Consider the following 13,472-nt stretch of genomic DNA (forward strand, 5'->3'; position numbering starts at 1 on the left):
ATAAATATCAGGCAATATCTTCAATCAGATTAAGCTCTTGACGCATAAATTCCTGCAATTTGAATTTTTGTGCCTTGCCAGAAGCCGTCATTGGAAACTCAGTAAAGAAACGGACATAACGTGGCACTTTATTGTGAGAAATATGCTCTGCGCAATATCTACGGATTTCTTCTTCATTGGCTTGGTGATGATCGTGCAAAATAATACATGCACAAAGTTCTTCACCATAACGTGCATCAGGTAAGCCAATCACTTGCACATCAGAAATATCTGGATGTGTATAAAGAAAATCTTCAATTTCTTTAGGGAACAAGTTTTCACCGCCACGAATCACCACATCTTTAATGCGACCTTTGATTTTCACAAAGCCTTCATCATCCATTTCGGCAATATCACCCGTATGCATCCACTTGGCGACATCAATGACTTCTCCAGTTTTATCATTATCTTCCCAATAGCCCAGCATGACGGAATAACCGCGCACGCAGAGTTCACCCAGTTTGCCACGTGGCACAACTTTACCATTTTCATCAACAATTTTGATTTCAAGGTGTGGATGGACGCGCCCGACTGTGCCGACACGACGTTCAACAGAGTCTGAAGTTGAACTTTGCGCACTTACAGGTGCAGTTTCAGTCATGCCATAACAAATGGTAATTTCTGACATATGCATCCGTTCAATCACACGCTGCATAATTTCACGTGGACACGGACTGCCTGCCATAATGCCTGTACGCAAGCTAGACAAATCAAACTCATCGAACTGTTCATGTTCAAGCAGTGCAATAAACATGGTCGGAACACCATAAGCAGCGGTACATTTTTCTTGCTGAATCGCTTTGAGTGTATCGAGTGGATTAAACACAGCCGATGGATAAATCATGGCAGAACCATGCGTAATGCAGGCTAAATTGCCCATCACCATGCCAAAACAGTGGAATAAAGGCACAGAAATACAAACGCGGTCTTGTGGCGTTAAGTGAATGGCTTCACCGACAAAATATCCATTATTTAAAATATTATTGTGGGTCAGCATGGTGCCTTTGGGATTGCCCGTGGTGCCAGACGTGAATTGAATATTAATGGTTTCATCAAACTGAAGATCTGCGGCAATTGCCTGTAACTGGTCGAGCTGTACGGGTGTGGGTTCAGGCAGTAAATCAGCAAAACGATGAATGCCAGCATGCGTATCTTCATCAATTTTAATGATATGTTGCAAATGTGGTAGTCGTTTAACCGATAACAGTTTGCTGGTCGATTGCGTAATTTCAGGGGCAATTTTGGTTAAAATTTCCTGATAATTACTGCTTTTAAATTGTGATGCAATCACCAATGCCTTACAGGACACTTTATTGAGTACATATTCAAGCTCACTGCTTTTATATGCAGGATTCAAATTGACTAAAATAATACCGGCTTTAAATGCTGCAAATTGGGTAATGGTCCATTCCACGCAATTGGGTGACCAAATCGCAATTCTATCGCCCTTTTCCAAGCCTAATTTAAGCAGACTACAGGCAAAAGCATTGACTTGAGCCTGTAACTGCTTATAGCTTAAACGTACATTTTGATGCACGCTGATGACAGCATCCTGATTCGCATATTGCTGACAGGCTTGGTCAAACTTTTCACCAATCGTCATCCCAAGTAAGGGTTGACTGCTTGTTCCATAGGCATAACTTAACCGTACTTGTGTCATTGAATCACTCTCCTTGATTCTTTGTAATTATGATTCTTTCACTTTAATTGTTCATTTTTTTAACTCAGGACGACTTTCTCAAACAGCATTATTCTTGTGCTTAGCTTTTGTGTTTAACCGCTTATTTCTCCTCTGCTATGCATACTCCACTGACACAAAAATCGGCAATTTGTTTGACAAAGTAATCCTTATACGTCTGATCAAACATGACATTTTTTGATGGATTTAACGGTTCAATGACCACGAAAGTCATTGCACCCACCACGCACAGCGCTGCGGTGTTTAAATCTTCAAAGCCAAATTCACCATTGATTTTCCCTTCGGCAAGAATTTGGTTAATACTTTGTTTAATCAGTTGTTTACTGCGAAAACGCTCATGTTCTATCAACGGATCGACAGGTTCAAACATCAACGAATACGACAGTTGTGGACTGTTTAGAGCACGTTTAACAAAAGTGGTCACTGCCTTGTGTAATTTCTGCTTTGCTGAAAGTTCACTGGCAGCAATGGCATTCAGAATCTGAATTTCATGCTGTATGGCCTCTGCTAAAATTTCAATTAACACCTGACTCTTGTTATCAAAATAACGATAAACCAGACCACTCGATACGCCTGCACGTTCAGCAATCGCCTGTATTTGTGCATCTTTAAATCCACCTTGAGCAATCAGTTCACGTGCGGATTGCAAAATCGTCTGACGATTTTGTTCCATACGCTCCTGCATCAATGATGATCTTTTATAACTCATAATCGTATTCTCAACCAGATAAAATGAATTGTAAATCATTTTGTGAATTTTGATTCACTTTTTTGTAAAATCGTTGTATGGTAAAAATCAAGCACAATAAAAATGCTTTGAACAACAAATATAACCATCAGGATGAATGAAGAAATGAATCTGCAAAGTTTAAATTTCGGTTTGGATGAAACCTTACTTGCCCTTCGTGATTCAATCGCTGCATTTTGTGCAAAGGAAATTGCACCAATTGCTCAGCAAGTTGACCGAGACAATAAATTCCCTGCTCACCTATGGAAAAAATTTGGTGATATGGGTTTGTTGGGTCTAACGGTTGATGAGGAATACGGTGGTACTAACCTTGGTTATTTAGCCCATATTCTGGCAATGCAGGAAATTTCCCGTGCATCCGCCTCTATTGGCTTGTCATACGGCGCACATTCTAACTTATGTATTAATCAGATTAAGCGTAATGGTTCAGAGGAACAAAAAAAACGCTATCTGCCTAAACTGGTTTCAGGTGATTTTGTCGGTGCACTTGCCATGTCGGAACCGAATGCTGGTTCAGACGTGGTGAGCATGAAATTAAAAGCTGAAGATCATGGCGACCACTATCTGCTGAATGGCTCAAAAATGTGGATTACCAACGGTGGTGATGCTGATGTCTTGGTGGTGTATGCCAAAACAGATCTGAAAGCTGGCGCAAAAGGCATGACTGCTTTTCTGGTGGAAAAAGATATGCCCGGTTTCAGTCATGGTACACATCTGGATAAATTGGGCATGCGCGGTTCAAATACTTATCCGCTATTTTTCGATAATGTTGCGGTGCCTAAAGAAAATATATTGGGTGGCGTGGGTAACGGCACCAAAGTTTTAATGAGCGGTCTGGACTATGAACGTGCTGTTTTAAGTGCAGGGCCACTGGGCATTATGGATGCCTGTTTAGATACAGTGATTCCCTACATTCATGACCGTAAACAATTCGGTCAGGCTTTGGGTGAATTCCAGTTGATGCAAGGCAAAATTGCCGATATGTATTCGACATGGTTGGCCTGTAAGGCGCTTGTATATGCTGTAGGTGCCGAATGTGACAAAGCGGAACATAGCCGCAGCTTACGTAAAGATGCTGCCAGCGCAATTTTATATGCTGCGGAAAAAGCCACATGGATGGCAGGTGAAACCATACAAACCTTAGGTGGCAATGGTTATATCAATGAATTTGCCGCAGGTCGTTTATGGCGCGATGCCAAACTGTATGAGATTGGTGCAGGAACTTCTGAAATCCGTCGTATGTTAATTGGTCGTGAACTGTTTAACGAAACTAAATAAAACATTTTTAGCATTAACAGGGATGTTCAGAATGAATATATTACAAAGCAAAATTAATATCCGCAGTGATGATTTTAAAATCAATCAGGCTGCCATGCAGCTGCTGGTCGATGACTTAAAACAAAAAGCACAACAGATTGCATTGGGTGGTGGTGAAAAAGCCCGTGAAAAACATTTAGCGCGTGGCAAGCTGTTACCTCGTGAGCGAGTCGATCATCTGATTGATACAGGCACTGCATTTTTAGAAATTGGACAATTGGCTGCCTATCAAGTCTATGCCGATGATGTCCCTGCTGCTGGTGTTATTGCAGGTGTTGGGCAGGTAAATGGCGTGACTTGCATGATTGTGGCCAATGATGCCACCGTTAAAGGCGGAACCTATTATCCGCTGACAGTTAAAAAACATTTACGTGCGCAGGAAATTGCCGAACAGAATCATTTGCCGTGCATTTATCTGGTCGATTCAGGTGGTGCTTACTTGCCCATGCAAGATGAAGTTTTCCCTGACCGTGATCATTTTGGACGCATTTTCTACAATCAAGCACGGATGTCAAGCCAAGGCATTGCACAAATTGCCGTAGTGATGGGCAGCTGTACAGCAGGTGGCGCTTATGTGCCTGCTATGTCGGACGAAACCATTATTGTTCGCAATCAAGGTACAATTTTCTTGGGTGGCCCTCCTTTAGTGAAAGCGGCAACTGGTGAAGTGGTCAGCAGTGAAGACTTAGGTGGTGGTGATGTACATACGCGCTTATCTGGTGTAGCAGATCATTTGGCTGAAAGCGATGAACATGCCATTGCGATTGCCCGCAACATTGTGGCAAACCTAAATAAAAAACCGAATCAAAGCGCAGCTGACATTGAAGCGCCATTATTTGATGCAAAAGAGCTGTACGGCATTGTACCAAGTGATGCGCGCAAACCTTTTGATGTGCGTGAAGTGATTGCTCGCATTGTTGATGGTTCTCGTTTTGATGAATTTAAAGCGCGTTTTGGTACTACCTTAATCACTGGCTTTGCTGAACTTTTTGGTATGAAAGTCGGCATCATTGCCAATAACGGCATTTTATTTTCAGAGTCTGCGCAAAAAGGCGCGCACTTTATTGAACTGTGTACCCAGCGCAATATTCCATTGCTGTTCATTCAAAACATTACTGGCTTTATGGTTGGTCGCCAGTATGAAAATGAAGGAATTGCTAAAAATGGCGCCAAACTGGTGATGGCTGTTGCCAATGCCAACGTGCCTAAACTCACTTTAGTGATCGGTGGTTCTTTTGGCGCAGGCAATTACGGCATGTGTGGCCGCGCCTACTCTCCGCGTTTTCTCTGGACTTGGCCAAATTCACGCATTTCCGTGATGGGCGGTGAACAGGCATCAAGCGTATTATCGACCTTAAAGCGCGATCAGATTGAACAAAAAGGTGAAACATGGTCGGTAGAACAGGAAGATCAGTTTAAACAGCCGATCCGTGATCAATACGAACGTCAAGGGCATCCTTACTATGCATCATCGCGTCTTTGGGATGATGGCGTGATCGATCCTGCACAAACGCGTCATGTATTGGGCCTGAGCTTAGCCGCGGCAATGAATGCACCTATTGTGCCGACTAAATTTGGCGTATTCCGCATGTAAGAGGATGAAAAAAATGACCTATCAATTTTTACAGCTCGAACAGGCTAATCAGGTTGCAACAGTTTGGATTAACCGTGCCGAATTGCACAATGCCTTTAATACCGCCGTTATTGAAGAATTACAGCATTGCTTTACTTATTTAAATACACAGAATGATGTACGTGTAGTGGTGTTGGCAGGACGCGGCAAAAGTTTTTCCGCAGGTGCTGACCTGAACTGGATGAAACAAGCTGGGCAAGCCTCGCAGCAAGACAATGAAGCCGATGCACTAAAATTGGCAAAAATGCTGCAAAGCCTTGCCTGTTTAAGACAACCTACCATTGCGCGCGTACATGGCATTGCTTTTGGTGGTGGCATGGGGCTGGCTTCGGCTTGTGATATTTGTATTGCCAGCACTGACGCAAAATTTTCAACCTCTGAAGTTCGCCTAGGCTTAGCACCATCCACCATTAGCCCTTATGTGATTCGTGCCATTGGTGCACGTCAGGCTTCGCGTTATTTCTTAACCGCAGAACGTATTTCAGCAGAACAGGCCAAAAATATTGGCTTAGCGCATGAAGTTACCTTGCCAGAACAACTCGACAGCAAATTGGATGAAATTATACAAGCGCTGTTGTTGGGCGGCCCTCAAGCACAAGCATCTTCTAAACAACTGATTCAAATGGTGGATCAGCAGATTTTAACAGAACAATTGTTGCTGCAAACTGCACAACATATTGCCCATGTGCGTCAGGGAAATGAGGCTAAAAATGGCTTAAGTGCTTTTTTAGATAAACAAAGTCCTTCTTGGATCAAGACAACAGCATAACAACAATAAGGAAATGACTATGTTTCAAAAGATTCTCATTGCGAACCGTGGTGAAATTGCCTGCCGTGTGATCCGCAGCGCAAAAAAATTAGGCATTGCAACGGTTGCCGTATATTCAGATGCAGATGCTAATGCGCAGCATGTTAAGTTAGCAGATGAAGCGATTTATATTGGCGAATCCCCTGCTGCACAAAGTTATTTACAGGGCGAACGTATTATTCAGGCGGCACTGGATACGGGCGCACAGGCGATTCATCCCGGCTATGGTTTTTTATCAGAAAATGACCAGTTTGCATTGGCTTGTCAGCAAAATAACATTACCTTCATTGGCCCACCTGTCGCAGCCATTCTGGCGATGGGTTTAAAAGCCACCTCTAAAACCTTGATGGAAAAAGCCGGTGTACCCCTCACTCCGGGTTATCACGGTACTAATCAAGACATCAATTTTTTAAAACAACAAGCCGATGCCATTGGCTATCCAGTACTGATTAAAGCCAGTGCAGGTGGTGGTGGTAAAGGCATGCGCTTAGTAGAACGTAGCGAGGATTTCCTCAGTTCGCTTAGTTCTTGTAAAAGTGAAGCTAAATCAAGTTTCGGCAATGATGAAGTGTTGATTGAACGCTATGTGATTAATCCACGCCATATTGAAGTTCAAGTTTTTGGCGACACACATGGCAACTACGTGCATTTATTTGAACGTGATTGTTCGGTGCAGCGCCGTCATCAAAAAGTGCTTGAAGAAGCGCCTGCGCCATTGGTATCACAAGACAAACTCGATGCCATGCGCCAAGCTGCGATTGATGCTGCTCGTGCGGTCGATTATGTTGGCGCGGGCACGGTAGAATTTATTGTCGAGCAAGACGGTACAGCCTATTTCATGGAAATGAATACGCGCTTGCAAGTCGAACATCCTGTCACTGAAATGATTACCGGTGTGGACTTGGTCGAATGGCAGCTTCGTGTAGCTTTTGGCGAACCATTGCCAAAACAGCAAGATCAATTGTGTATTCATGGTCATGCCATTGAAGCCCGTGTGTATGCAGAAGAACCTGAAAAAGGCTTCTTGCCTGCTATTGGTCAAATCAGCTATTTGCATTATCCAGAGCAAAATCAATTTGTACGCGTCGACAGCGGCATTATTGAAGGTGATGAAATCAGCACCTATTATGATCCGATGATTGCCAAGCTGATTGTATGGGGTGAAAACCGTGAAGCAGCACTGGTACAAATGCACCATGCTTTAGGTCAGTTTCATGTCGAAGGTTTGGGCAACAACATTGCTTTTCTTGACCGTATTGTGCGCTGTGACTCTTTTAAACAGGCACAATTGGATACCAATCTGATTCAACGTGAAGATGCCTTTTTATTTCCAACGACACATAGCATTGCACCCCAATTGGTAATCACCGCTGCATTGACTGAACTGTTATCCCGTTTTAGCCAAAATAAAACCGCCAACAATCCTGTCTGGCAGACTGAATCACTTTGGCGCATCAATATTAACAGTAGCTATTGCTTAAAATTAATGCAGGATGAGCAGCTTGTTCAGGTACGCTTTACGGCTGAAAACGATGAATTTATTGCAGAATATTTGGACAGTAAATATCGTATTGCTGGAGAAATCCTCAGCAGAAATAGCATTCAAATTAAAATAGATGGTAAACAGAATAAATTCGCCTTTAGCCGAAATAGTCAGGGTGTAACGCTGTTTAAAGACAGTCAAAGTTATAAGTTTAATTATCTCAGCCAAAAATTCTCAACTGATGATACACAAAGCACTGAAGCGAATTTAAAAGCCCCTATGCCAGGGGTCATTACTCAAGTTTTAGTGGCTTTAAATGAACAGGTCAAAAAAGATGATGTGTTGATGACGCTTGAAGCCATGAAAATGGAATATGCCATTCGTGCGCCGCATGATGGCATGATCAGCTCTTGGTATTTTCAGGTTGGTGATCAGGTCAAAGCGGGTGATGAACTGGTGGAATTTCAGCTTTTGGAGGATGTTGCATGAGTGAATTTGTCAAAGTCGTGGAAGTTGGTCCACGTGACGGTTTACAAAATGAAAAGACACCGCTCACGCTGAAACAACGTAAAGCCTTGATTTTAGATTTGATGAAAACTGGCTTAAAGTCGATTGAAGTCGGTTCTTGTGTTTCGGCAAAATGGGTGCCACAAATGGCAGAAAGCGATGTGCTTTTTGCCCAATTGCCCAAAGACTCCAATATTCAGTTCAGCCTGCTTACTCCGAATTTAAAAGGTTTTGAATCTGCATGTGCTGTAGGCTGTCAAGAAGTTGCGGTCTTTACCGCAGCTTCTGAAAGTTTTACCCAAAAAAATATTAATTGTTCAATTGACGAAAGCTTGGAAAAATTTGCGGATGTAATGACAGCTGCGAAAGCCAATAACATTAAAGTCCGTGGCTATGTGTCATGTATGGTCGATTGCCCTTATGAAGGTGCGATTGACCCTGTACAAGTTGCTAAAGTCAGCAAACGTTTATTGGATATGGGCTGCTATGAAATTTCCTTAGGTGAAACCATTGGCACAGCGACACCAGACCGAGTCAAAAAAGTTTGGGAAGTATGTTTGGCTGAAATGGACAGTCGTGTTTTAGCGGGTCATTTCCATAATACCTATGGCATGGCCATTGCCAACATCTATCAATCCTTAACGCAAGGTATTCGTGTATTTGATTCATCCATTGCTGGCTTAGGCGGTTGTCCCTATGCCAAAGGTGCATCGGGTAATGTCTCAACTGAAGACTTGTATTACCTGCTGTCTAAAATGGGTTTTGAAACTGGTATTCATTTAGATGCTTTAATGCATGCTAGCCAAAATATCAGCCAAGTGTTAAATCGCCCCAATCCATCCAACTATGCCAATGCCTATTGGCAAACTCGTTGTGCTTAAAGCTAACATTGGCATGATTTTTAATGAAATTATGCCAAAGATTATTCTATTCATATTTAAAACCAAAATGTCATTACAAATGAATGACATTGTCAACAAAAATAGAGGTATCGGATGCCGAATAAAGTCTATGCAAGTGCAAATGCTGCATTACAGGATATTGTAAAAGATGGTCAAACCTTGGCAGTTGGTGGTTTTGGCTTATGTGGTATTCCTGAAGCATTAATTGTTGCATTGCAACAAACTGGAGCCAAACAACTGACCTGTATTTCTAACAATGCTGGAGTTGATGGTTTTGGTTTAGGTATTTTGCTGGAAACCAAACAAATTAAAAAAATGATTTCATCCTACGTGGGTGAAAACAAAGAATTTGAACGTCAGTATTTAAATGGGGAGTTGGAAGTTGAACTGACCCCTCAAGGTACTTTGGCTGAAAAACTTCGTGCAGGTGGTGCAGGTATTCCTGCATTTTTCACCCCGACAGGTGTCGGAACATTGATTGCAGAAGGCAAAGAAATTCGTAAGTTCAACGGTCAGGACTTTATTCTAGAAGAATCTTTAACCGCAGATATTGCACTGGTTAAAGCCTATAAAGCGGACAAAGCAGGCAATCTCATTTTCCGTAAGACAGCACAAAACTTTAATCCAGTTTGTGCTATGGCAGGAAAAATTAGTATTGCTGAAGTGGAAGAAATTGTTGAAATTGGCGATTTAGATCCAGATGAAATCCATTTACCAGGCATTTATATCAACCGTATTGTGCTCAATGCACATCCTGAGAAACGCATTGAACAAATGACATTGAAAACGGAGGCTGTATAACATGGCTTGGACACGTAATGAAATGGCACAGCGCGCTGCACTTGAGCTTGAAGATGGTTTCTATGTCAATTTAGGCATTGGTTTACCGACACTTGTTGCTAACTATATTCCTGAACATATTAATGTTTGGCTGCAATCTGAAAATGGCTTGCTCGGTATTGGAGAATTTCCAACTGCTGATACCGTAGATGCCGATTTAATCAATGCAGGTAAACAAACCGTTACAGCACGCAAAGGCGCAGCATTTTTTTCCAGTGCAGAATCATTTGCGATGATTCGCGGTGGGCATGTCAATATTGCGATTTTGGGTGCTATGGAAGTGTCTGAAACGGGCGACCTTGCCAATTGGATGATTCCTGGTAAAAAAGTCAAAGGTATGGGCGGTGCGATGGATCTGGTTGCTGGCGTGCAGAAAGTGGTCGTTCTGATGGAGCACTGTGCCAAAGACGGAACGCCAAAAATTGTTGGGCAATGTAGCCTGCCTTTAACAGGTAAAGGTGTGGTTCATCGTATTATTACCGATTTAGCTGTTATGGATATCACTGAACATGGCGTTAAGCTGGTGGAGCTTGCCCAAGATGTCAGTTTTGATGATATTCAAAAAGTCACAGGGGTAAACCTGATTCAGTAATTGATTTGTAGGAATTATTCCACACTTCCCTATCAAGTTGTGAGCAACTTGATAGGGAATTTTTTTGGCGCAGATATGGCAGCAAGTAAAAGTTGTTTAGAATAAAAAACGGATTTTGAGTATGCATAATTCTTAAAATATGTTGCTTAAAACATCCTGCCAAGATTTGCCTTGAAAATCACTGGTTGATTATAAAGATGGTCTTTGGGGACTCCTTCTGCTTAGGATGTTAATTGTATAAGTTTAAGATTTCTTAAACATGGTATGAACCTTGTTTCTATTCATTGATTTTGATCAGGTATTTTTCGGTTACTGTTTTGTTGAGCTGAATTTTATAATTTAGAAATATAAATTCTTTTATAACAATTTAATATTAATTTAATCAATTGCCATTTTTTAAAAATATCATTTTGCTTAGGCTATTTTGTAATGGCTTAAATATACGATTAAAAACATTTATTAGATTTCTTTCGCAAGTCATTTTTTGATCAATTCAAACCATTCGTAAAACTGAAATTCGTGAATAAATTCTAGAAAGTATTGGATTTATGAGTGTGGCATCCATGCCACACATTTCTTATCCTTGCACTGTATTTTAAAGTAGTGCTTAAAACTTGCTCAGGATGTCATGTATAGGAAACTAAAGGTTTTGATCTTGCGTAGCAATTATTTATTAACCTTTCAAGAATAGAAATAATACTTAGGCAAAGGCATAAAAATTGAATTAATTAAATGAGGTAGTGCTGACTTTAAAAAATCGTATGTTGAACATTTTTTGATTGATGTAAGTTATCTATTAAACAAATCGTTATTTATTTTAGTGACTTAGGATTAAAGCTCTGCTTTTACATTGCTAGATAAATAAAATTATGACGCAGCAATAAAGAATGATATTTAATTTTACTTAGGCTAATTTGAATCATTGGTTTATTTTAATACATCATTGATCAGCATATAAAGAAGTATATCCCCTACAATGCAACGCTGTATTTTGTGTACTTTAAACCTTCAAAATACGTCCACAGTACTATCGAAATAACGATAAAAGATGCGATTTAAAATTCAATTTGATTACTAAAATTTATGGTATTGAGTTGAGTATAAATGAGTGATGAAAGAAATTTATTCAACAAAAAAACCTGAAACTTATTTTAATGATTGATGAATATCATGTATAAAATAAGTTTCAGGCTATAAAATTATTTAACCAATTTATTCTTTAAGTGGCTCTTTTATATAATTCATATTTTCTGCTGGTGGAGTTTTAAGACTACTTAATACCGCATCAGAACGATTGTGATTAATAAAGGATAATGCCACTGCGCCAATTAAGCCTGCCGCTGCAATCACCATGAAATTTTGTTCAATAGGTAGATTTAGCGCAACAATGAAACCAATCAATACTGGTGAAAGAATTGCACCCATACGACCAATACCCGCTGCCATGCCAATACCAGTGGCACGAATTCCACTTGGATAGAATTGACCACAATATGCATAAGCCACAATTTGAGCACCTGTTGTACATGCACCCACCATACCGATGTTGAAATACAATACTTCAATTGGCATTGGCAAGGTCATCATATACAAGAACACACTGCCCAACCCATACATACAGACCAGAACCCATTTAATATGGAAACGGTCTGCCAACCCTCCACCAATAATACAGCCTGCGACTGCACCGACATTTAATGCAATAACAAAACTTAAAGCAGAACCTAAGGTATAACCTGACATTGCCATCAATTTGGTTAACCATGTGCTTAAGGCATAAACCATGAATAGGCCAGTAAAATACGCTCCCCAGAACATTAAGGTACTAAATGAACGACCCTCTTTAAAGAGTTGAACCATTGGAGTGTGTTCATTATCCGCTTTTATGGTTTGGGTAAATTCAACCGAAGTGTTCATTTGAATAGTTGGGTTGATGTCCTTAACTACTTTTTGTAAATCTTGCTGATTTTGACGTTTTAATAAATAAGCCAAAGATTCAGGCATTGATTTCATAATAAATGGCAGTAGTAAAACAGGAACACCCGCAGCAAAAAACACCACTTGCCAGCCAAACTCAACAATGAATTGTTTACCAATAACCGCTGCTAAAATACCGCCAATGGCATAACCTGAGAACATAAATGTGGTCATTAAACTGCGGATTTTTTTAGGAGAATACTCTGTCATTTGGGCAACAATATTCGGCATCACCCCTCCAATGCCTAATCCAGCGATAAAACGCAAAATACTAAAGGTCACTGGGTCATTGGCTAAACCAGCAGCTGCGGTAAAAACACTGAATAAAAATACACAAATTGCGATGGTCAATCGGCGACCAATTTTATCCGACAATGCACCTAGAAATATGGCGCCAAACATCATGCCGAAAAGTGCAGAACTGGCCATAAAACCAGCCGTCGAGGCAGTCACGCCCATTTCGGTCATAATAGAAGGCAAGGCAGCTCCAGCAACTGCAATATCATATCCGTCGATAATAATAATGATAAAACACCAAGCTAGCACTTTTGCATGAAACTTATTAAATTTCGCTTCATCTGCAACTTTATGTACATCTATGTACTGCATAATCATCTCCTTGATATTTATGATCATTACATTAATTGTTCTAAATATTTTTAGAAAAAATCATTTTTTTGAGTTTTCCTAATTTTTATCCATTTTTTTAAAAACTGTACTTATTCTCATCAGAGATTTTTTCGATTTAAAATTTTTCAAGCCATTTTAATCAGGGAATCCATTTCCATTTAATTTTTTGATCTGGTCTATACCCCATCTAAAACATCGAATAAGTAAACAAACTAATTATAAAGCCAATATATGTCAACAGCATTACATATATTTTTTTAATTTATTTTTTATTTTATATAATTCAATAAGATATAA

The 13,472-nt window shown here is 40.4% G+C and carries 10 protein-coding genes; 7 read left to right on the forward strand and 3 right to left on the reverse strand.

Translation table 11 applies throughout. The features are described 5' to 3' along the window. Nucleotides 1-7: 7 nt before the first annotated feature. On the reverse strand, nucleotides 8-1,699 hold the full coding sequence (locus tag B9T30_RS12560; RefSeq protein ID WP_086185297.1) for an AMP-binding protein: 1,692 nt from the start codon (nucleotides 1,697-1,699) through the stop codon (nucleotides 8-10). Nucleotides 1,700-1,820: 121 nt separating this feature from the next. Continuing rightward, nucleotides 1,821-2,447 (reverse strand): TetR/AcrR family transcriptional regulator, encoded by a 627-nt coding sequence (locus B9T30_RS12565; RefSeq protein WP_074944392.1) that lies wholly within the window; start codon nucleotides 2,445-2,447, stop codon nucleotides 1,821-1,823. Between the two features lie 144 nt (nucleotides 2,448-2,591). Between B9T30_RS12565 and B9T30_RS12570 the strand changes: the two genes are divergently transcribed. The 7 genes from B9T30_RS12570 (at nucleotide 2,592) to B9T30_RS12600 (ending at nucleotide 10,568) form a co-directional block, all read left to right on the forward strand. Next, on the forward strand, nucleotides 2,592-3,764 hold the full coding sequence (locus B9T30_RS12570; RefSeq protein WP_086185334.1) for an isovaleryl-CoA dehydrogenase: 1,173 nt from the start codon (nucleotides 2,592-2,594) through the stop codon (nucleotides 3,762-3,764). A 31-nt stretch (nucleotides 3,765-3,795) separates the two neighbouring features. Then, complete coding sequence (locus tag B9T30_RS12575) at nucleotides 3,796-5,397, forward strand: carboxyl transferase domain-containing protein (RefSeq protein ID WP_086185298.1); 1,602 nt, start codon at nucleotides 3,796-3,798, stop codon at nucleotides 5,395-5,397. 13 nt (nucleotides 5,398-5,410) lie between these two features. Further along, a complete protein-coding gene (locus B9T30_RS12580) occupies nucleotides 5,411-6,205 on the forward strand; it encodes an enoyl-CoA hydratase/isomerase family protein (protein WP_086185299.1) in 795 nt (264 codons plus the stop codon). 19 nt (nucleotides 6,206-6,224) lie between these two features. Beyond that, on the forward strand, nucleotides 6,225-8,216 hold the full coding sequence (locus B9T30_RS12585) for an acetyl/propionyl/methylcrotonyl-CoA carboxylase subunit alpha (protein WP_086185300.1): 1,992 nt from the start codon (nucleotides 6,225-6,227) through the stop codon (nucleotides 8,214-8,216). Then, nucleotides 8,213-9,115, forward strand: coding sequence for a hydroxymethylglutaryl-CoA lyase (locus B9T30_RS12590; RefSeq protein ID WP_086185301.1), 903 nt, complete (start codon nucleotides 8,213-8,215; stop codon nucleotides 9,113-9,115). Before B9T30_RS12585 ends, B9T30_RS12590 begins: the two co-directional genes overlap by 4 nt. A 114-nt stretch (nucleotides 9,116-9,229) precedes the next feature. Then, nucleotides 9,230-9,937, forward strand: coding sequence for a CoA transferase subunit A (locus B9T30_RS12595; RefSeq protein WP_086185302.1), 708 nt, complete (start codon nucleotides 9,230-9,232; stop codon nucleotides 9,935-9,937). Nucleotide 9,938: 1 nt separating this feature from the next. Continuing rightward, nucleotides 9,939-10,568, forward strand: a complete 630-nt coding sequence (locus B9T30_RS12600) for a CoA transferase subunit B (protein WP_086185303.1) — start codon at nucleotides 9,939-9,941, stop codon at nucleotides 10,566-10,568. A 1,212-nt stretch (nucleotides 10,569-11,780) separates the two neighbouring features. Here B9T30_RS12600 and B9T30_RS12605 read toward each other — a convergent pair. Beyond that, nucleotides 11,781-13,154 (reverse strand): MFS transporter, encoded by a 1,374-nt coding sequence (locus B9T30_RS12605; RefSeq protein ID WP_086185304.1) that lies wholly within the window; start codon nucleotides 13,152-13,154, stop codon nucleotides 11,781-11,783. Nucleotides 13,155-13,472 lie beyond the last annotated feature (318 nt).

This window comes from Acinetobacter sp. ANC 4973 (assembly GCF_002135275.1).
GTDB lineage: Bacteria > Pseudomonadota > Gammaproteobacteria > Pseudomonadales > Moraxellaceae > Acinetobacter > Acinetobacter kyonggiensis.

Coding starts and splice junctions, on each gene's coding strand:
- B9T30_RS12560 (WP_086185297.1), bottom strand. CDS start 1,699: ATGACACAAGTACGGTTAAGTTATGCCTATGGAACAAGCAGTCAACCC.
- B9T30_RS12565 (WP_074944392.1), bottom strand. CDS start 2,447: ATGAGTTATAAAAGATCATCATTGATGCAGGAGCGTATGGAACAAAAT.
- B9T30_RS12570 (WP_086185334.1), top strand. CDS start 2,592: ATGAATCTGCAAAGTTTAAATTTCGGTTTGGATGAAACCTTACTTGCC.
- B9T30_RS12575 (WP_086185298.1), top strand. CDS start 3,796: ATGAATATATTACAAAGCAAAATTAATATCCGCAGTGATGATTTTAAA.
- B9T30_RS12580 (WP_086185299.1), top strand. CDS start 5,411: ATGACCTATCAATTTTTACAGCTCGAACAGGCTAATCAGGTTGCAACA.
- B9T30_RS12585 (WP_086185300.1), top strand. CDS start 6,225: ATGTTTCAAAAGATTCTCATTGCGAACCGTGGTGAAATTGCCTGCCGT.
- B9T30_RS12590 (WP_086185301.1), top strand. CDS start 8,213: ATGAGTGAATTTGTCAAAGTCGTGGAAGTTGGTCCACGTGACGGTTTA.
- B9T30_RS12595 (WP_086185302.1), top strand. CDS start 9,230: ATGCCGAATAAAGTCTATGCAAGTGCAAATGCTGCATTACAGGATATT.
- B9T30_RS12600 (WP_086185303.1), top strand. CDS start 9,939: ATGGCTTGGACACGTAATGAAATGGCACAGCGCGCTGCACTTGAGCTT.
- B9T30_RS12605 (WP_086185304.1), bottom strand. CDS start 13,154: ATGCAGTACATAGATGTACATAAAGTTGCAGATGAAGCGAAATTTAAT.